17 protein-coding genes and 1 tRNA gene are annotated in these 17,458 nt (G+C 66.4%); 8 read left to right on the top strand and 10 right to left on the bottom strand.

Translation table 11 applies throughout. The annotated features are described in order from the left end of the window. Positions 1-202: 202 nt before the first annotated feature. The gene (locus ACREBX_RS16270; protein WP_431562783.1) at positions 203-763 is read right to left on the bottom strand and encodes a DUF4402 domain-containing protein; all 561 of its coding nucleotides are present in this window, start codon (positions 761-763) and stop codon (positions 203-205) included. 102 nt (positions 764-865) lie between these two features. On the opposite strand from ACREBX_RS16270, the gene ACREBX_RS16275 reads away from it, so the two are divergent. Genes ACREBX_RS16275 through ACREBX_RS16295 form a run of 5 tightly spaced genes read left to right on the top strand, consistent with a single transcriptional unit; the run spans position 866 to position 6,051 of the window. After that, a complete protein-coding gene (locus ACREBX_RS16275) occupies positions 866-1,789 on the top strand; it encodes an ABC transporter ATP-binding protein (RefSeq protein WP_431562784.1) in 924 nt (307 codons plus the stop codon). After that, positions 1,782-2,234: an endonuclease domain-containing protein gene (locus tag ACREBX_RS16280; RefSeq protein WP_431562785.1), complete on the top strand. Its 453-nt coding sequence runs from the start codon at positions 1,782-1,784 to the stop codon at positions 2,232-2,234. The genes ACREBX_RS16275 and ACREBX_RS16280 overlap by 8 nt, the downstream gene beginning before the upstream one ends. Next, positions 2,231-3,817 carry an L-aspartate oxidase gene (gene nadB, locus ACREBX_RS16285; protein ID WP_431562786.1) on the top strand — a complete coding sequence of 529 codons (1,587 nt, stop codon included), beginning with the start codon at positions 2,231-2,233 and terminating at the stop codon, positions 3,815-3,817. The genes ACREBX_RS16280 and nadB overlap by 4 nt, the downstream gene beginning before the upstream one ends. Positions 3,818-3,874: 57 nt before the next feature. Then, on the top strand, positions 3,875-4,600 hold the full coding sequence (locus ACREBX_RS16290; RefSeq protein ID WP_431562787.1) for an AAA family ATPase: 726 nt from the start codon (positions 3,875-3,877) through the stop codon (positions 4,598-4,600). Then, positions 4,597-6,051: a hypothetical protein gene (locus tag ACREBX_RS16295; protein WP_431562788.1), complete on the top strand. Its 1,455-nt coding sequence runs from the start codon at positions 4,597-4,599 to the stop codon at positions 6,049-6,051. Before ACREBX_RS16290 ends, ACREBX_RS16295 begins: the two co-directional genes overlap by 4 nt. On the opposite strand, the gene ACREBX_RS16300 is transcribed toward ACREBX_RS16295, so the two are convergent. Genes ACREBX_RS16300 through ACREBX_RS16310 form a run of 3 tightly spaced genes read right to left on the bottom strand, consistent with a single transcriptional unit; the run spans position 6,048 to position 8,679 of the window. After that, positions 6,048-6,293, bottom strand: coding sequence for a GlsB/YeaQ/YmgE family stress response membrane protein (locus ACREBX_RS16300; RefSeq protein ID WP_431562789.1), 246 nt, complete (start codon positions 6,291-6,293; stop codon positions 6,048-6,050). The two genes, ACREBX_RS16295 and ACREBX_RS16300, sit on opposite strands and share 4 nt — an antisense overlap. Next, positions 6,290-7,486: a M20 metallopeptidase family protein gene (locus ACREBX_RS16305; protein ID WP_431562830.1), complete on the bottom strand. Its 1,197-nt coding sequence runs from the start codon at positions 7,484-7,486 to the stop codon at positions 6,290-6,292. Before ACREBX_RS16305 ends, ACREBX_RS16300 begins: the two co-directional genes overlap by 4 nt. Before the next feature lie 5 nt (positions 7,487-7,491). Next, on the bottom strand, positions 7,492-8,679 hold the full coding sequence (locus ACREBX_RS16310; protein WP_431562790.1) for an acyl-CoA dehydrogenase family protein: 1,188 nt from the start codon (positions 8,677-8,679) through the stop codon (positions 7,492-7,494). A 91-nt stretch (positions 8,680-8,770) separates the two neighbouring features. Here ACREBX_RS16310 and ACREBX_RS16315 point away from each other — a divergent pair, with 91 nt between their 5' ends. Further along, the gene (locus ACREBX_RS16315; RefSeq protein WP_431562791.1) at positions 8,771-10,042 is read left to right on the top strand and encodes a dipeptidase; all 1,272 of its coding nucleotides are present in this window, start codon (positions 8,771-8,773) and stop codon (positions 10,040-10,042) included. Positions 10,043-10,045: 3 nt separating this feature from the next. On the opposite strand, the gene ACREBX_RS16320 is transcribed toward ACREBX_RS16315, so the two are convergent. Further along, complete coding sequence (locus ACREBX_RS16320) at positions 10,046-10,465, bottom strand: DoxX family protein (RefSeq protein ID WP_431562792.1); 420 nt, start codon at positions 10,463-10,465, stop codon at positions 10,046-10,048. Positions 10,466-10,538: 73 nt separating this feature from the next. Here ACREBX_RS16320 and ACREBX_RS16325 point away from each other — a divergent pair, with 73 nt between their 5' ends. Then, a complete protein-coding gene (locus tag ACREBX_RS16325; protein WP_431562793.1) occupies positions 10,539-10,997 on the top strand; it encodes a TlpA family protein disulfide reductase in 459 nt (152 codons plus the stop codon). Between the two features lie 8 nt (positions 10,998-11,005). On the opposite strand, the gene ACREBX_RS16330 is transcribed toward ACREBX_RS16325, so the two are convergent. Then, entirely contained in the window at positions 11,006-12,298 is a 1,293-nt protein-coding gene (locus ACREBX_RS16330) for an FAD-dependent oxidoreductase (protein ID WP_431562794.1), read from the bottom strand. 155 nt (positions 12,299-12,453) lie between these two features. Here ACREBX_RS16330 and ACREBX_RS16335 point away from each other — a divergent pair. Then, positions 12,454-12,527 (top strand) — tRNA-Gln (locus ACREBX_RS16335). 76 nt (positions 12,528-12,603) lie between these two features. On the opposite strand, the gene ACREBX_RS16340 is transcribed toward ACREBX_RS16335, so the two are convergent. From ACREBX_RS16340 to ACREBX_RS16355, 4 genes are read right to left on the bottom strand one after another with little or no spacing between them, the layout of a single operon-like run. Then, complete coding sequence (locus ACREBX_RS16340; RefSeq protein ID WP_431562795.1) at positions 12,604-14,721, bottom strand: phosphocholine-specific phospholipase C; 2,118 nt, start codon at positions 14,719-14,721, stop codon at positions 12,604-12,606. 32 nt (positions 14,722-14,753) lie between these two features. After that, positions 14,754-15,737 carry a phosphonate ABC transporter, permease protein PhnE gene (gene phnE / locus ACREBX_RS16345; protein WP_431562796.1) on the bottom strand — a complete coding sequence of 328 codons (984 nt, stop codon included), beginning with the start codon at positions 15,735-15,737 and terminating at the stop codon, positions 14,754-14,756. Between the two features lie 8 nt (positions 15,738-15,745). Continuing rightward, entirely contained in the window at positions 15,746-16,471 is a 726-nt protein-coding gene (locus ACREBX_RS16350; protein WP_431562797.1) for a phosphonate ABC transporter ATP-binding protein, read from the bottom strand. Further along, positions 16,468-17,418: a phosphate/phosphite/phosphonate ABC transporter substrate-binding protein gene (locus ACREBX_RS16355; RefSeq protein ID WP_431562798.1), complete on the bottom strand. Its 951-nt coding sequence runs from the start codon at positions 17,416-17,418 to the stop codon at positions 16,468-16,470. Before ACREBX_RS16355 ends, ACREBX_RS16350 begins: the two co-directional genes overlap by 4 nt. Positions 17,419-17,458: the final 40 nt, after the last annotated feature.

The raw sequence follows: 17,458 nt of genomic DNA on the forward strand, positions 1-17,458 counted from the left end.
CGCAGCGATGGGGAGGTGGCAGCGCGTAGCGCTGACGGAGGGGCTAATGGCGCAACGTTGCGGCCCCTCCACCATCCTGCGGATGGTCCCCCGCCCCATCGCTGCGCGACAGGGAGGATTAAACTGGGGTCTTGACGGCACCGGCAAGCGGCCTTTCGGGCGCAGATGGTCCCCGGTGCCGTCCTTCCCCCCACGGAAGGCCCTAAAGATAGTTGAGCGTGATCGTGAACGTGCCGCTGTAGTCGCCCGGCGCCTGGTTGGCGCCGACTTCGAGCGTACCGCCGACCGGGAAATTATAATTGCCGAGCGGCGAGGTGATACGAAAACGCGTCGGCGAGGTCGACAGGATCGCGGTCGGGGTGCTGCCGATCTCGAAATCGCGCACGCGCATTCGCACCCCCGGCCCGGTGATCCAGATACTGTTCGATCCGAGCGAAATATTGACCTGGCGATTCGGGGTTCCGAGCCCGGCAAAGCGGGCAGGCTCGCCGCCGCCGCCAGCGAGCGTTACCCCGCCGGTGCGGCTACGCGTGCCGTCGGGAGCAAGCCGCACCGTTCCCGATGTTCCCGACGCGATGATGCTGCCGAAATCGAGGTCGTTGACCTTGAAGAAAGAAAGCGGGCGAAGCACGATCGCTTCGGCCTCGCTCTGCGCGCTGCCTTGCGCCAGCGCCGGCGAAGCGGCGGCGGGTGCGATCAGGAGCGCAAAGATGGCTAGGCCGCGCTGCATCGGCAGCGGGCAAATGATGTGGCTGGTCCTCACACTCGCTGCTCTAGCGGTGAGTTTCGAATTTAGCGTTAATGCGGTGCTGAGGAAGAATTAGCGGGCTTTCGCAGGCTGGAGTGCGCGGCTATGGAGGCGGCCATGAGTGAAGCCGCTATCCGCATCGACGCCGTCTCCAAACTCTATGCCGGCGGCAAGCAGGCGCTCGACAATGTCAGTTTCGACGTGCCGCGCGGCCAGATCTTCGGGCTGCTCGGGCCGAACGGCGCGGGCAAGTCGACGCTGATCAACATCCTTGCCGGGCTGGTCAATAAGACCGGCGGGTCGGCGAGCATCTGGGGCTTCGACATCGACGCCGACCCGCGCAACGCCAAATATTCGATCGGCATCGTGCCGCAGGAAATCGTCTTCGATCCGTTTTTTACGCCGTATGAGACGCTCGAAAATCAGGCGGGGCTGTACGGCGTGCCGAAGGCGAAGCGCATTTCGGACGAACTGCTCGCCGCGGTGCATCTGTCGGACAAGCGCGACGCCTATGCGCGCACGCTGTCGGGGGGCATGAAGCGCCGGTTGCTCGTCGCCAAGGCGATGGTGCATTCGCCGCCGATCATCATACTCGACGAACCGACCGCGGGGGTCGACATCGAACTGCGGCAGCAGCTCTGGTCCTATGTGCAGTCGCTCAACGATCGCGGCGTCACGGTGGTATTGACGACGCATTATCTCGAAGAGGCCGAGGAGCTTTGCGACCGGATCGCGATCATCAACCATGGCAGACTGATCGCGAACAAGCCGACGCGCGAATTGCTCGACATGGCGCGCGAAAAGATCGTCGTCGTAACGCTCGACCAGGAAGTCACCGAGCTGCCGACGCACCCCGCCTTCGACAAGGTCGAGCGCGAGGGCGAACGCGGGCTGGCAATCAGTTACAACAAGGACCGGATGAACGCGGGCGAAGTGCTCGCCGCGGTGAATGCGATGGGGCATGGCATCGTCGACGTGTCGACGCGCGAGGCCGACCTCGAAGATGTGTTCCTGAATTTGACGCGCGCCACGAATGGGTGAGGGCGTCCCCTCTTCTCCCCTCCCGCAGGCGGGAGGGGTCGGGGGTGGGCCTGTACGGAAGTTCGGTCCACGCGAAACGCCAAAGGCGCAGAAGCTTCGTCGTGAAGCGACGCCGCCGGAACGAACGCTTTGGCGGGCTATCTCCAAGCGCCAGCTTGAAGGCTGGAAATTCAGCCGTCAAATGCCGATCGGTCCTTATGTAGCGGATTTTCTATGCCGCGAAGCGAAGCTCGTCGTCGAACTCGACGGCAGGTCGCATGATGCGCGCCAGGAACAAGATCGTCGCCGCGATGCTTATCTTTGCGAGCAGGGCTATCGGACGCTGCGTTTCTCAAATGCGGATGCCATGTCGAATCTGGAAGGTGTGTTGATGACGATTGCGGCGGCGTTGAATTCGGGCCCACCCCCGGCCCCTCCCGCCTGCGGGAGGGGAGGAAAACAATGACCGAAACGACCACCCACGACGTCATCATCGTCGGCTCAGGCGCCGCGGGGCTGACCGCCGCCATCGCGCTCGCCGATCATTGCCGCGTGCTCGTGCTCGCGAAGGGCGAGCTCACCGGCGGGTCGACCGCGTGGGCGCAGGGCGGGATCGCGGCGGTACTCGATGCGGGGGACACCTTCGAAAATCATATCGAGGACACGATGATCGCGGGCGGCGGGCTCAACCGGCGCGATACGGTCGAATTCGTCATAGAGAATGCGCCGCACGCGATCGAGCGGCTCGTCGAAATGGGGGTGCCGTTCAACAAGCAAGCCGAGGCGCTGCACCTGACGCGCGAAGGCGGGCATTCGCACCGCCGCATCGTTCATGTCGACGACGCGACCGGCTGGGCGGTGCAGGCCGCGCTGCTCAAGACCGCCGAGGCGCATCCGAATATCACCTTGCTGCCGGGACAGGCGTGCATCGACCTGATCACCGGCCGGCACGAGGCGCGCTATTCGGGGTCGGGGCGCGTGTGGGGCGTCTATGCGCTCGATGAAAAGAGCGGCAAGGTGCACGCGCATGTCGGCCGCGCGACGATCCTCGCGAGCGGCGGGGCGGGGCGTGTGTATCAATTCTCGACGGCTCCCAGAGGCGCGACCGGCGACGGCATCGCGATGGCATGGCGCGCCGGCTGCCGCGTGTCGAACATGGAAATGATGCAGTTCCACCCGACCTGCCTCTATAATCTCGACGTCAAGAATTTCCTGATCACCGAGGCGGTGCGCGGCGAGGGCGGCATATTGAAGCACCCCGTCACCGGCCACCGCTATATGCCCGATTATGACGCGCGTGCCGAACTCGCGCCGCGCGATGTCGTCGCGCGCGCGAACGATGACCAGATCAAACGGTCGGGGCTCGACTATGTCCATCTCGACATCAGCCACCAGGATCCCGATTTCGTCGCCGGCCATTTCCCGAACATCTATGAAAAGCTGTTGACGCTCGGCATCGACATGACGAAACAGCCGATCCCGGTGGTCCCCGCGCAGCATTATACGTGCGGCGGGGTGTTGATCGACCTCGACGGGCGCACCGACCTGCCGGGGCTCTATGCGGCGGGCGAATGCACCGAGAGCGGGCTCCACGGCGCCAATCGCCTCGCGTCGAACTCGCTGCTCGAATGTTTCGTGTTCGGCGAGGCGGCGGCGAAGCATATCATCCAGTGCTGGGACCAGCTCGACACGCCGCCCGCGATCCGGCCGTGGGACGCGAGCCGCGTCACCGACTCCGACGAAGAGGTCGTCATCAAGCAGAACTGGACCGAGATCCGCCGCTTCATGTGGAATTATGTCGGCATCGTGCGCACGACCAAAAGGCTGGAGCGCGCGCGGCACCGCATCGACATGATGACGCACGAGGTCGAGGATTATTACGGCCATTTCCGCGTCACGACCGACCTGATCGAGCTGCGCAACCTGCTGCAATGCGCCGAACTGATCGTCCGCAGCGCGCTCCACCGCAAGGAAAGCCGCGGGCTGCACTATACGCTCGATTACCCCGACCTCCTGCCACAGGCGGTCGATACGGTGCTGGTGCCGTGATCGGTGGCTAAAGGATCGCGGACGAAGCTTCCGCCGCCCTATCTGCGGCGGGTGTGGATGCGGGAGCCAGCCCCGGACGCGGACGCGCCCGGGGTCGATCGAGATCAATACCCCTTCAATATCCCGCTATTCGGCGATCCGGGGTTCGAAATCCGGTTCGAGAAACCCGTCACGATCCTGGTGGGCGAGAACGGATCGGGCAAATCGACGTTGCTCGAGGCGATCGCGGTGCTGGCCGGATTCAGCGAGGGCGGGGGCGGCTATGGCCATATGGCCGTCGAGCGGTCGGACATCTCGGGAAGTGATGGCGGCATATTGGCCGATGCCCTTCGTGCCGCGTGGCTCCCCAAGATCGGCAAAGGCTTCTTTTTCCGCGCCGAAACCTTCTTCACCCTGGCGCGCTACGTCGATCAGGCCGCCTATGACGTTGGCGCAGGGCGGCCCGATTATCTGTCCTGGTCGCACGGCGAAGGGTTTCTGGGTTTTTTCGAAGAGCGTGCCGATCAACAGGGCATCTATATTTTCGACGAGCCCGAATCGGCGCTCTCGCCGTCGCGCCAGTTCGATTTCCTCAAGCTGCTTCGCCGCATTCAGCACGCGAACAACAGTCAGGTGATCATGGCAACCCACTCGCCGATCCTGATGGCGCTGCCCGACGCGGACCTGTGGCAGATCAGCCCGCTCGGCATCGAGCCGGCGCGGCTCGAAGACACGTCGCATTACCGGCTCTATCGCGAGTTCATCCAATATCCGCACGCGACGGTGGAAGCGATGACCGAATGACGCGGGGCGCGGCAATCAGCGAGCGCCAGATCTTCTGGGGCGCGATTCTGCTCGCCGCTATGTTGCGTGCGGCGGCGTCGATCCCCTTCACCGTCGGCTGGTTCGACGAGATCTGGCAATATCTGGAGCCCGCATGGCACCTGGTCGAAGGGCCGTGGGTGCAGACCTGGGATTATCGCTCGGGCATCCGCAGCTGGCTGATCCCCGAACTGCTCGCGCTGCCGATGGGCGCGGGGCATGCGCTGGCGCCCGAGACGACATTCCACCTGACGCTGGTGCGGCTGACGCTCGCCGCCTTGTCGCTGGTAGTGGTCGGCGCGGCGACCGCGCTTGGGCTCAAATTGTCGCGGTTGCACGGGGCGATGGCGGGGTTCGTCGCGGCGATCTGGTTCGAGCTGATTTTCTTTGCGCCGCGCGCTCTCGCCGAACCGATCGGGCTTGCGCCGCTGATGGGCGCGGTCTGGCTGCTCGTCGCGCGGCGGCCGCCGCCGGGACCGCGACAATTCGCGGTCGCGGGGCTGTTGATGGGATTGAGCTTCGTCGCGCGCATCCATTACGCGCCCGCGCTGCTCGTCCTCGCGATCTTTACTGCGAAGCGCGACGGGCGCAGCGCATGGACGCCGCTGATCGCGGGCGGGCTCGTCGCGCTCGGCATCGACGCCGCGGCCAATCTCGCAATGGGGGCGGTGCCGTTCCAGTGGGCGGTCGAATCGGTGCGCATCAACATCGTCGAAAATCGCGCCGCGGCCTATGGGACCTCGCCGGTAACCGGCTATCTGGGGCTGTTCGGGCTTTACTGGCATGTCGCGCTGGTGCCGCTCGTGCTGCTCGCCTGGCTCGGGGCGAAGCGCTATCCGCTACTGTTCTGGATGGCCGCGGTACACCTGCTGTTCCACTCGCTGATCGGGCACAAGGAGTATCGCTTCGTGTTGCTCACCGCGGCCTTGCTCGTCATCCTTGCGGCGATCGGCACCGCCGATCTGTTGCGTCGGGTGCCGCGCCGGCGCCTGATGATCGCGGCCGCAGGCGCGATGGCCATGTGGGCGGGCGGTTCGGCCGCGCTCGCGGCCGCGAATTTCCGGCCGAACTGGTCGATGGAGGCGGGGCTCGCCGATGCGCTCGAACGCGCCGGGCGTCCCGCAAAGACCTGCGGGCTCGCGCTCTATCGCCCGCGCGGGACGGTGGCGGGCAGCTACGCGCTCTACCGCCGCGCCACGCCGATCTATGTCCTGACGTCACCCGCAGAGGCAGCGCGGCACACCGCGGCGTTCGACGTCGTACTGACCGGCCCGAAGCATAAGGATGAGCTTCCCGCTGCCTACCGCCTCGAAGCCTGCGCGCCGCCCGGCGTTACCGACGCGCCGTCGTGCGTACTCCGCCGCGTCGGCGGCTGTACGCCCGGCCCGGGGTTGCGCGAACTGAACGACTGGCTCGCCGCGGCGGGCAATTAGCCGCCGACGCCGAGCAAGCGCCCGACAAGGATCAGCACGATCGCGCCGATCACCGAGGCGAGGCAGCCCGCGCGGCTGAAGTCGCCGCGGCCGCGCGATGTCGCGAGACCGGCGAGGAGCGAACCGCCGATGCCGAGCAGGATCGTCGCGATCCACCCCATCTCGACCGCGCCGGGATAGAAGAAGCGCGCGAGCGCACCGATGATCAGGCCCGAGAGGATCGCGCCGATGATGTTGATCATGCATTGAATCCTTCATTGAGGAAGCGTTCGGCGAGCGCGGCATGCAAGGCGGCGCCGCGCGCCATCACACTTTCGTCGAGCACCATATGATTACTGTGGAGTCCGCAGCACTGCCGCCAGTCGCTGCCCGCCTCGCTCGCGCCGAGCCAGAACATCGCGCCGGGCACTTTTTCGAGCACATAGGAGAAATCCTCTGCGCCCATCACCGGATTGTCCATCGTCAGCCAGGCTTCCTCGCCGAAGGTCTCCTCGACCACCGACTGGCCAAACGCGACCGCACGGCTGTCGCAGATGGTGACGGGAAAGCCTTCCTCGATCTGCACCTCGGCGGTGCAGCCATGCGCCTCGGCGATCGCGGGGGCGAGGCGCTTCAGCTCGCGCGCGACCATCGTGTGGCGCTCGGGCGACAGCGTGCGGATCGTACCAAGCATTTCGGCGGTTTCTGGGATGATGTTGTTCGTCGTTCCTGCGGCGATCTTCGCGATGGTGACGACCGCGGGGTCGAACACCGAGATGCGGCGCGTGACCATCGTCTGGATCGCGGTGACGATTGCGCAGGCGACGGGGATCGGGTCGATGCTGTCGTGCGGCATCGAGGCGTGGCCGCCCGCGCCCTTGACTATGATCGAGAGGACATCGGACGAGGCGAGCAGAGGCCCCGCGCGCCCCGCGAAAATCCCGTGCGGCGCGTTCGGCATGATGTGAAGCGCGAAAGCCGCATCGGGCAGCGGGTCGATGATCCCGTCCTCCAGCATGAAGCGCGCGCCATGATGGCCCTCCTCGCCCGGCTGGAACATGAATATCACGGTGCCGGGCAGACGATCCTGCGCCGCGCAGAGCAGCTTCGCCGCGCCGACGAGCATCGCGACATGCGTATCGTGCCCGCATGCGTGCATCGCCCCGGCGATCTCCGACGTGAAATCGAGCCCGGTATCCTCAAGCAAAGGCAGCGCATCCATGTCGCCGCGCAGCAACACGGTGCGCCCGTTCGCAGGGCCGCGCAGGATGGCGATCAGGCCGGTGGTCGACGGCCCCTCGCGAAACTCGAGCGGCAGCCCGGCGAGTGCATCCTTGATCTTCGCGAGCGTTTTCGGGTTCTGCAGCCCGAGTTCGGGCTCGCGATGGATCGCGCGGCGGAGGTCGACGAGGTCGGGGAGGAGGGTTTCGGCTTCGGCGGGCCAGCTTCGGGCGATTTCGTTCACTTCTTTCCTCCAAACAACTGCCGCCCCGCAAGGTCGAGCATGATTTCCTCGCTCCCCCCACCAATCGCATTGACGCGGACTTCGCGGTAGATGCGTTCGACCTTGCTGCCGGTGATATAGCTCGCGCCGCCGAGGACCTGTGCGGCCTCGCGCGCGACGGCCTCCAGCATCCGCGTCGCCTGGACCTTGAGCATTGCGAAGTCGGCGGGGCGGGCCTTGTCGTTCTTGACCTGCCACGCGGCGAGGTCGACCCACGCCTGCGTCGCTTCGATCTGGCGCTCCATGTCGGCGAGTTTGATGCGGATCGACTGGTGGCCGACGAGCGGCTTGCCGAACGTCTCGCGGTTCTGCGCCCATTCGGCCGCCTCGGCCATCGCGACGCGCGCGTAGGCGCAGCAGCCCATTGCCATGCCGAGCCGCTCGCTGTTGAAATTGCGCATGATGCCGATGAAGCCGGCGTTCTCCGGGCCGATCAGGTTTTCCGCCGGGACGCGGACGCCATCGAAATGGATCGCGGCGGTGTCGCTGCAGCGCCAGCCCATCTTGTCGAGCCGCGAGCGTTCGACGCCGGGGCTGTCCATGTCGATCAGGAGCAGCGAAATGCCTGCCGCGCCCGGCCCGCCGGTGCGGACGGCGCAGGTCAGCCAGTCGGCGCGCATGCCGCTGGTGATGAACATCTTGCCGCCGTTGACGATATAGTGGTCGCCCCCGGAATCATTGGCGCGGACCGCCGTCGTCTTGAGGTTCGCGACGTCGCTGCCGCCGCCCGCCTCGGTGATGCCGAGCGCGATGATCCTGTCGCCCGCGAGCACGGGCGGCGCGACACGCTGCTTCAATTCTTCGGAACCCAAGGCGAGGATCGGGGGCAGGCCGATGCCGTGCGTCATCAGCGAGGCGCCGAGGCCGCCCGCGCCAACCGCGGCGAGTTCCTCGGTCAGCACGAGGCCGTGGAAATTGTCGAAGCCCTCGCTGTGCCCGCCATATTGTTCGGGATAGCGCAGGCCGAGGATGCCCGCCTCGGCCGCCTTTTTGTGCAGTGCGCGCGGCAGCTCGCCTTCGGCCTCCCAGCGGTCGATGTGCGGCGCGATCTCGCGCGCGACGAAGCGGCGGACGCTTTGCGCCAGCGCTTCGTGGGTTTCGTCATAATAGGGCGATCTTGCGCGCCAGTCATCGAAGGCTGTCATGGGCCGATGCTGCGCGGCGTTGACGCGCCGGTCAAGTGGGGGCGTCAAGTCGGGCTTGCACTGCGGCAACAAGCACTTAAGGTCGCGCGCCATGACAAAGCCCATCCTGCTCGCCGGCCTCGCCGCATTCGCCCTGATCTCCACCCCTGCCACGGCGCAGAAATCGCCCGAGGCGACCGCCGAAGCCGCGCTCAAGAAGGCGCCGGTGTTCGACGGGCACAATGACGTGCCGTGGGCGCTGCGCGGGCGCGAGGGCAATATGATCAACAGCTTCGATTTCCAGGACACGACCGACACCGCCCGGCCCGACGCGACCCCGCCCGAGATCGCGATGCACACCGACCTGATGCGGCTGCGCAAGGGGCATGTCGGCGCGCAATTCTGGTCGGTCTATGTACCGAGCAACCCGAACGAGCAACTGGCGGTGCAGCAGACGATCGAGCAGATCGACGTGATGAAGCGGCTTGTCGCCCGCTATCCGAACGATCTTGCGCTCGCATCGACCTCGGCCGAACTCGAAAAGGCGATGAAGGCGGGCGAGATCGCCGGAATGCTCGGCATGGAGGGCGGCCATTCGATCGGCTCGTCGCTCGCGGTGCTGCGCCAGATGTATGACCTTGGCGCGCGTTACATGACGCTGACGCATTCGAAGAATCTGAGCTGGGCCGATGCCGCGACCGACGCGCCCGCGCACGACGGCCTCACCGATTTCGGACGCCAGGTGGTGCGCGAGATGAACCGCATCGGGATGATCGTCGATCTGAGCCACGTCAGCGAAGCGACGATGAAGGATGCGCTCGAAACCTCGCACGCGCCGGTGATGTTCAGCCATTCTGGTGTGCGCGCGATCAATCCGCATCCGCGCAACGTCCCCGACAGCGTGCTGCCTGCGGTGAAGGCCAATGGCGGGATCGTCATGATCGTGCTGCTGCCGGGCTTCCTCGACGCCGATGTCCGCGCGCAGGGGCTGGCGCGCACTGCCGAGCAGGCGCGGCTGAAGGCGCTCTATCCGGGCGATCCGGCGGCGGAGAAGGCGGCGCTCAAAAGCTGGGACGCCGCCAATCCGACGCCAACGACCAATGTCGCCAAGGTCGCCGAGCATATCGATCATCTCAAAAAGACGATCGGGGTCGATCATATCGGGCTCGGCGGCGACTATGACGGGATGGATTCGGCGCCGGTCGGCATGGAGGATGTGTCGGGTTATCCCGCGCTGTTCACCGAACTCGCGAAGCGCGGATACAGCCAGGCTGATCTCGAGAAGATCGCGAGCGGCAATATGCTGCGCGTGCTGAAGACGGTCGAAGCCTATGCGGCGAGCCAAAAAGGCCAGCCACCGATCGAGACCCCGGTCGCGAAATAAGGGCTAGGGGCGGCGGCGAAACGGCCAGTTGGTCGCGCCGCCCGCCCACAGCGCCCACCAGATGATCAGCGGCTGCGCGGCAAGGCGCGGGCCGTGATACCACCAGCCTAAAGTCTCGCCGCCGATCGCGACATTGGCGAGCGCATGGTGGACATTCGCGGGCCAGACGCACAGCGCATAGAGCGCGAGGCCCCAGCCGGCGGCCTTGCGCGTGGCGGGGATCATCAGACCAACCGCGCCCGCGATTTCGGCAACGCCGGTTGCGGCGACGACCAGTTCGGGCTGTGGCACCCACGGCGGCGTGATCGCGAGGAAGGGCGCGGGACGCGTGAGATGCGCCCAGCCCGCATAGGCATAGGCGAGCGTGAGCAGCCAGCGAAACAGAATGCGGGCCCGATGTTGTTTCGTCTTGCCTCGTTTCATTTTTCTCTCTTACAACCCGGGCATGCAGGGGCAAATATTCCGCCATCGGGGGATGGCATTCGCGGTCGCCTTGATGGCGCCTTTTCTTGTCGGGGCAAGCAAGTCGACGCCGAAAATCGGCGTGGCAGCGCCCGAATTCACGCTTACGACCTTCGCCAAGCGCAAGGTGCGATTGTCCGAACTGCGCGGCAAGGTGGTGATCGTCAATTATTGGGCGACCTGGTGCGCGCCGTGCAAGGCGGAGATGCCGATGATGCACGATTATTTCCGGAAGAACGAGGCGCGGGGGTTGGAGATGTTCGGGGTGACGACCGAGGACAGCGTCCCGCCCTTTCAGCTGAAGAAGCTTTCCGCGGCGCTGTCCTATCCACTCGCGGCCAAGATCAACGGCAGCTATGGCGCGATCGGGAATGCGGTGCCGTCGACCTATATCATCGACCGCAAGGGGGTGGTGCGCGTCGCGCGCGCCGGTGTCTTCACGGCCGCCACCTTCAAGGCGGCGGTCGATCCCCTGCTTGCCGAAGCGCCATAGGTCCTGTTTTAGCGGCCGAGCGCGGTCAGCATCGTCTCGATGCTGGTGAATTTTTCGCGCGGGCGGCCGTCGAGCGCGGCCGCAACCTCGGCCTCTTCGATCCGGCGCCAGTCGCGGAAGGTGACGGGGGTGACGTTGCGGCTCGCGAGCAGCGCATCGAGCCCGGGGCGTCCCGCCTTGCCGCCACCGCGGCCGATATCTTCCAGCACCATTTCGCCGATGCGCGCGCCGTCGGGCTTGTTGGTGCCGATCGTTCCCGACGGGCCGCGCCGTGCCCAGCCGACGGCGTAGAGACCAGGCAGGATACGTCCCTCGTCGCTCGCGAAGCGGCCGCGGCCATGCTCATAAGGCACGCCCGGGATCGGCGGGGTCTGATAGCCGATGCAACTGATGACCAGCCCCGCATCGAGCGCATAGGTCTCGCCCGTGCCGTGACTGCGCAGGTCAGCGTCGAGCGTCGTGCGCTCGACGATCACGCGCTGGACGCGTCCGTCACCCTCGATCGCGATCGGCATGGCGAAGAAGTCGAAGTCGATCGTCACCGGCTTGGCGACCGGGTTGGCGGTGAAGCTGCGCAAATGCGTTACCGACTTGCGCATGCCGGGTTCGAGCATGGCATCGTCACCCTCGGGCGGCAGGTCGGCGGGGTCGACGCGCGGGCTGGCGCGTTCGAGATGGCCGAGCTCGCCGAGTTCCTTCGGCGTCATCGCGATCTGGTGCGGGCCGCGGCGGCCGAGGATCTGGATATGGCGCACCGCGCTTTGCGCCAGCGCATCGCGCGCGTGTGCGACGATGTCGCTGCCCGCGAATTCGCCCGGCGTCTTGGCGAGGATGCGCGCGACGTCGAGCGCGACGTTGCCGTTACCGATCACCACGACGCCCGGGGCGTCCAACGGCGGGTTCAGGTCGGCGAAATCTGGATGGCCGTTGTACCAGCCGACGAAGGCGGCGCTGCCGATCACCCCGGGCAGGTCGGCGCCGGGAATATCGAGCGGCCGGTCGTTGGGTGCGCCGGTCGCGAGGATGACGGCGTCGTAAAGCGCAACGAGCTCGTCGATCGTCACATCGGTTCCGACCGACACATGGCCGACGAAACGGACGTTATCGGTCAGCGCTGTGCCCTCGTAGCGGCGCGACACCGCCTTGATCGATTGGTGGTCGGGCGCGACCCCGGTGCGGATCAGGCCATAGGGGACGGGCAGCCGGTCGATGACGTCGACCGCAATATCGTCCGCTTTCTGCAATGTTTCGGCGGTATAATAACCCGCGGGGCCCGACCCGACGATCGCGACATGACGCATCAACCCACTCCTTCGGGTGTCCGCGCGGCCGCGCGGCCCCTATCTTGTTATGCGGGCGATGCTAGCGGCGAAATGCGCTAGGGCAAGCGGACTTGTTCGAGCGGCGAACCGGCCTTGACAGCGCGGCCGTCCAATCATATTGCGCCCGCCTCTGCTGCCCTGTCGTCTAATGGTAAGACTGCGGTTTCTGATACCGCCTATCGAGGTTCGAATCCTCGCGGGGCATCCAGAGCTTTCCTTAAATCGCTGAAGTTGAAGCGTCCGCGAAGCGCCGGGCGGCCCGATGGCGCGCCCGGCATGGCCTGCTAAACTGCGGTCAGCGGATCGCTGATGCCATGCGCGCCGCGTTCGATGCGGCCGGCGAGGCGGACTTCGATGCCCGACAGCGCGACGGTAACGTCGTACCAGTCGTGATCCTTCGACGTCGGCCATGCTTCGACCGCCTTGCCGCGGCTCGCGATCGTGACCGTCTTGCCGGCGGAAGGGACATAGGCGTCGCGGAGGATTTTCGCTTCCTGCCCATCGCCGCCGTCGTTGACGAAGGCGAGGGCGAGCGCGCGCTGCATGACGCTGTAGCGCGCGGTCATTGTCGGCGCACGCGCCGCCTCGCCGAGCGTGCCGCGGAAGGCGCGGTGGAAGCCGTTGGGGCCGAGAACCCAGAGATCGAATTCTCCGTCGGTCCCGACGGTCCAGCGATCGTCGATCCGTTTGCCCGCCTCGACCGTATAGCGGCGCGGGATGCGGTCGAGGTCGCGCTTGTCATAGACGTGGAACACCGCGCCCGCCGCACCCTCGTTGATGAAATCGAGCACGACCGCCTTGGCGGCCGCGTCGATTCGCGCGTCGACGTGGAGTATATAAGGCAGCGCGCGCGAGCGGCGGATGCCCTTTTCCTGGAACAGGTCCTGCGGCACGCGCGGCGGCAGCGCTTTCGGGCGCTGGAGGTGCGTATCGAGGATGGCGGTCGAGCCGCTGACATCGGGCAGCGCGGGGAAGGCCGCATCGGCGCCCTTCGAGAAGTCGAAGCACGAGGTCATGTCGCCGCAGACCGAACGGTGCCACGGGCTGATCGCCGGAATGGTGACGCCGAAACGCTGTTCGAGGAACTGGCCGACCGAGGTGTGGTCGAACACCTCGCTGCTGACCCAGCCGCCCTTGCTCCACGGCGAGACGACATACATCGGCACGCGCGGGCCTAGGCCGAACGGGCGCGTGCCGCCGGAGATCGTGTCGTCGCGCGACAGATATTTATCCTCATGATCGTCGAAATAATGGCCGGGCAGCGCGAGCGTCGCCTTGCCCGCGAGCGTGCCGTCGGCGTTGTAGGAGGGCGGCGCGGCAGGCGGGAAATGGTCGAACAGCCCGTCATTCTCGTCGAATGTCTGGAAGAAGACCGTGCCCGCCCATGTGTCGGGATTGGCGGTCAGCGCATTGAGCACCGATGCGGTGAATTCGGCGCCCTCGATCGGGGTCGAAGCCGAGGGATGTTCGGACCATTGTTTGGGCGGCAGCACCCATGACACCGCGGGCAGCGTGCCGTTCTTCGCATCCTCGGCGAGCTTTTCGAGCGAATGGTGCGACATTCCGCGTTCGTAGATCGGCGAGCCCGGCTTCGCGTCGCGGAAGCCCTTGAAGGCGAGGCCGCCGTGCATCGCGCCGGTCCAATTGTCGTTGGGGTCCTGATAGATGCGCCAGTCGACACCCGCCGCTTCGAGCACTTCGGGAATCGTCGCCCATTCGAGCGCGTTGCCGGCGTAGGTATAGCCGGGTTCGGGCAGCGCGCCCTTGATCCAGCAGCGCAAATTATTGGGTTCGGACTTGTCGTCGCGGCAGTTGGTGCCCGTTGCAGCGACCCCGGGATCGAAATTGGATCCCGACCAGAAGACGATGCGGTTGGGATCGGTGCCGGTGGTGATCGAGCAATGATAGGCGTCGCAGATGGTGAAGGCTTCGGCGAGCGCGAACTGGAAAGGAATGTCCTCGCGCTTGTAATAGCCCATCGAATAGTCGGTCTTGAACTTGGGCCAGAGGCCGAACTTGCCCTGGTTCCACGCCGCCTGAGCGTCGGAGAAGCTGTGCGGGGTGCCCGGCACCTTCAGCGCGTTGGTGCGTGCGGTGTCGAGGTGGAACGGCGGCAGGTCGCGCGCGCCGTTGCTCTGGAACCAGACATTCTTGTCGCCGGCGAGCGGGATCGGGTGGCGGTCGCCGAAACCGCGCACACCCTTCATCGTCCCGAAATAATGATCGAACGAGCGGTTTTCCTGCATCAGGATGACGATGTGGCGGACGTCCTTGATCGTGCCCGTCGTGCCCGTCGTGCGCTTCGCCGGGATGGCGAGCGCGCGGCCGATGCTGGCGTGAAAGGCGGCGGCGGACCCCGCAACGCCTGCGGCCTTCAGGAAATCGCGTCTCGAATTGCTCATTCAAACTACTCCGGGTTCAAAGGGAAATAGGGTTAGCGCCGCGCTTGGCGCGCGCGCGACGCGATCAGGTCGAGCCCGAGGATGACGAGGAAGATGGCGATCAGGATCGTGCCGACATGGCCATATTCGTACAGGTCGAAGCGGCCCTTGAGTTCCTGCCCGATGCCGCCCGCGCCGACGAGGCCGATCACCGAGCCCATGCGGACGTTGCGGTCGAAGGTGTAGAGCGTGCAGGCGATATGCTGCGGCAGCACCTGCGGCACGATCGCACTGCCCCAGATCGTCAGGCGGCCGGCGCCCATCGCCGCGAGCGCTTGCTGCGGCCGCGGATCGGCATCCTCGACATCGTCGGCATAGAATTTGCCGAGGAAACCTGCCGAATGGAGGCCAAGCGCCAACACTCCGGCGGTCGGTCCGAAGCCGAAGGCGATGACGAGGAACAGCGCCGCGATCAGTTCGGGGATAGCGCGCAGGAAAGCCGAGGTGGAACGCGAACCCGTCCGCAACGCCGGGTGCGGTGTGACGTTGCGCGCGCCGAGCAGCGCGAGCGGCAGCCCGATCAGCACCGCGATCACGCTGCCCCACAATGCGATCTCAAGCGTTTCGAGCATCTTGGCCGCGACATGGAAGGCGTAACCGAACGGTTCGACCAGCCAGGCGGTGCGCACCATGCGCTCTTCGCGGCGCAGCGTTTCGGGATTGAGTTCGGTGACGCGCGTCTGGGCCAATTCGACATGGGCAAAGGGCGGCAGGTGCGCGGGATCGAAACCCTCGATCCGGCTGACTTCGCGCCGCGACGATAATTGGATCGGCACCAGCTCTGCCAGCGTCGATCCGAGCCCGTCGGCGACTTGCGACCGGTCGGCCATGCCCGCCTGCGCCAGCACCGCCTCGCCGCCGAGCGCGAGCATACGGCCGATCTCGACGCGCTGCCCGGTGTACCAGAGGGTCAGCAGCGCGGCGACAAGCAGCGCGACGGCGCGCGCGTTGAGCAACGAAGGGAAGCGCCAAGGCATGGCCGGGCTCACCGCGCCGCCGCCCGGATTCGCGGCGCGATCCGCTCGCCGTCGAGCATCGCGGGCGTGCCGTCGAAGATCACGCGCCCCGCGTCGAGCATGATGATGCGATCGGCGAAGCGGCGCGCGAGCTCGGGCTGATGCAGGCTGCAGAGCAAAGTCGCGCCGAGGCTGCGGGCTTCGTCGCGGATCAGCGCGAGGGTGGCCTCGCCCGTCGCCGGGTCGAGGCTGGCAATCGGTTCGTCGGCAAGAATGATTGCGGGACGATGGAGCAGCGCGCGCGCGATCGCGACGCGCTGTTGCTGTCCGCCCGAAAGACTGTCGGCGCGCCGCGCGAGATGCGCTTCGTCGAGCCCGAGACCCGCGAGCAGTTGCGCGGCGCGCGCGCGATCGGCCGGCGGGTAAAGACCGGCGAGCGACCGCGCGATGCCGATATCGGCGACCGCCATGACGTTGCGCGCGACGCTGGCGCGTCCGCTCAGCGCGAAATCCTGCGGGATCAGGCCGAGGCGGCGGCGCTCGGCGTGGCTGGCGGGGGAGCCGTCATAGAGGATGCGCCCGCCGCTTGGGGCGACAAGCCCGCCGATCGCGCGCAGCAGCGTCGATTTGCCCGCGCCCGATGCGCCCAGCACTGCGCAGACCTGACCCGCGGGGATGTAGAGCGTGACGTCCGCGAGCGCATGGGTGCCGCCCGTATGGCGAACGCAGAGGTCCGCGATGCCGATGTCCATCATCGCGTCGGCCTTTCGGCCGCCTTGCGCAGCATTTCGTCCTTCAGCGCCGGGGTGACCTGCGCCATCTTGCGCGTGGCGGGGTCGAAATGGTCGGCGGGAACATGGCCGACATAGCCGTCGACGCGCGCGCCGCCATAGCCGCGGATCATTTCGGGCGTGACGCCCGCGGTGTGGTTGATCTGCTCGAACGCGCCGCGCAGCCGGTTGCGGAGAGCGGGATCGAGGCGCATATTCGCGATCAGCGGCGGATAGGGAATCGGCTCGCTGCGCGCGATCACGCGAAGGTCGCGCGCGCCGGGGACATCGGCACGCACCGCCTTGTCATAGCTGTCGAAGGAAAGCGCGGCGGCGTCGACTTCGCCGTTGATCAGCGCGGCGAGGCTGTTCGCGTGGGTGCCCGTCATGCGTACCGCCGACAGGTCGCGGACCGGATCGATCCCTGCGTCTAGGAACATTGCGACGGGGAAGATGAAGGCCGATGTCGAATTGACGTCGCCGAACGCGACGCGGCGGCCGCGAAGGTCGCCGATCGATCGGACGGGCGAGTCGGCGCGGACGAACAGCCCCGAATAATAGACCGAGCGGCCACCCTTGACCGCGACGGCGAGCAGTTCGGCGCAGCCGCGCTTTTGCGCCTGGAGATAGGTGACCGAACCGACGAAGGCGATATCGGCAGCGTTGTTGCACATCGCCTCAACGACCCCGCCATAGGATTGCGCGACCTTGAGGTCGAAGCGCAGGGAGGTGCTGCGCGCGATCGCGTCGAAGATCGGCCGATAGTCGGCGAGCGTGCCGCTTTCGGTCCCGCCGTCGGCGGGGATCAGCAGCACGCGGAGCGGCGGCGGCTGGGCCGAGCGCGGGGACGCCGACCACGGGGACAGGGCCAGCCAGGCCGGGCCGGCGACGCATAGCGCCGCCAGCACGCCCGCAATCATCCACCGCCGCATACACAATCTCCGTCGACCCGAAAACCGAGGGGCGATTACG

The organism is Sphingopyxis sp., from assembly GCF_050725655.1.
GTDB lineage: Bacteria > Pseudomonadota > Alphaproteobacteria > Sphingomonadales > Sphingomonadaceae > Sphingopyxis.

Bases quoted from the DNA above. Each gene is read 5' to 3' on its own strand.
- ACREBX_RS16275 (WP_431562784.1), top strand. From the start codon at position 866: ATGAGTGAAGCCGCTATCCGCATCGACGCCGTCTCCAAACTCTATGCC.
- ACREBX_RS16280 (WP_431562785.1), top strand. From the start codon at position 1,782: ATGGGTGAGGGCGTCCCCTCTTCTCCCCTCCCGCAGGCGGGAGGGGTC.
- nadB (WP_431562786.1), top strand. From the start codon at position 2,231: ATGACCGAAACGACCACCCACGACGTCATCATCGTCGGCTCAGGCGCC.
- ACREBX_RS16290 (WP_431562787.1), top strand. From the start codon at position 3,875: ATGCGGGAGCCAGCCCCGGACGCGGACGCGCCCGGGGTCGATCGAGAT.
- ACREBX_RS16295 (WP_431562788.1), top strand. From the start codon at position 4,597: ATGACGCGGGGCGCGGCAATCAGCGAGCGCCAGATCTTCTGGGGCGCG.
- ACREBX_RS16300 (WP_431562789.1), bottom strand. From the start codon at position 6,293: ATGATCAACATCATCGGCGCGATCCTCTCGGGCCTGATCATCGGTGCG.
- ACREBX_RS16310 (WP_431562790.1), bottom strand. From the start codon at position 8,679: ATGACAGCCTTCGATGACTGGCGCGCAAGATCGCCCTATTATGACGAA.
- ACREBX_RS16315 (WP_431562791.1), top strand. From the start codon at position 8,771: ATGACAAAGCCCATCCTGCTCGCCGGCCTCGCCGCATTCGCCCTGATC.
- ACREBX_RS16320 (WP_431562792.1), bottom strand. From the start codon at position 10,465: ATGAAACGAGGCAAGACGAAACAACATCGGGCCCGCATTCTGTTTCGC.
- ACREBX_RS16325 (WP_431562793.1), top strand. From the start codon at position 10,539: ATGGCGCCTTTTCTTGTCGGGGCAAGCAAGTCGACGCCGAAAATCGGC.
- ACREBX_RS16330 (WP_431562794.1), bottom strand. From the start codon at position 12,298: ATGCGTCATGTCGCGATCGTCGGGTCGGGCCCCGCGGGTTATTATACC.
- ACREBX_RS16340 (WP_431562795.1), bottom strand. From the start codon at position 14,721: ATGAGCAATTCGAGACGCGATTTCCTGAAGGCCGCAGGCGTTGCGGGG.
- phnE (WP_431562796.1), bottom strand. From the start codon at position 15,737: ATGCCTTGGCGCTTCCCTTCGTTGCTCAACGCGCGCGCCGTCGCGCTG.
- ACREBX_RS16350 (WP_431562797.1), bottom strand. From the start codon at position 16,471: ATGATGGACATCGGCATCGCGGACCTCTGCGTTCGCCATACGGGCGGC.
- ACREBX_RS16355 (WP_431562798.1), bottom strand. From the start codon at position 17,418: ATGCGGCGGTGGATGATTGCGGGCGTGCTGGCGGCGCTATGCGTCGCC.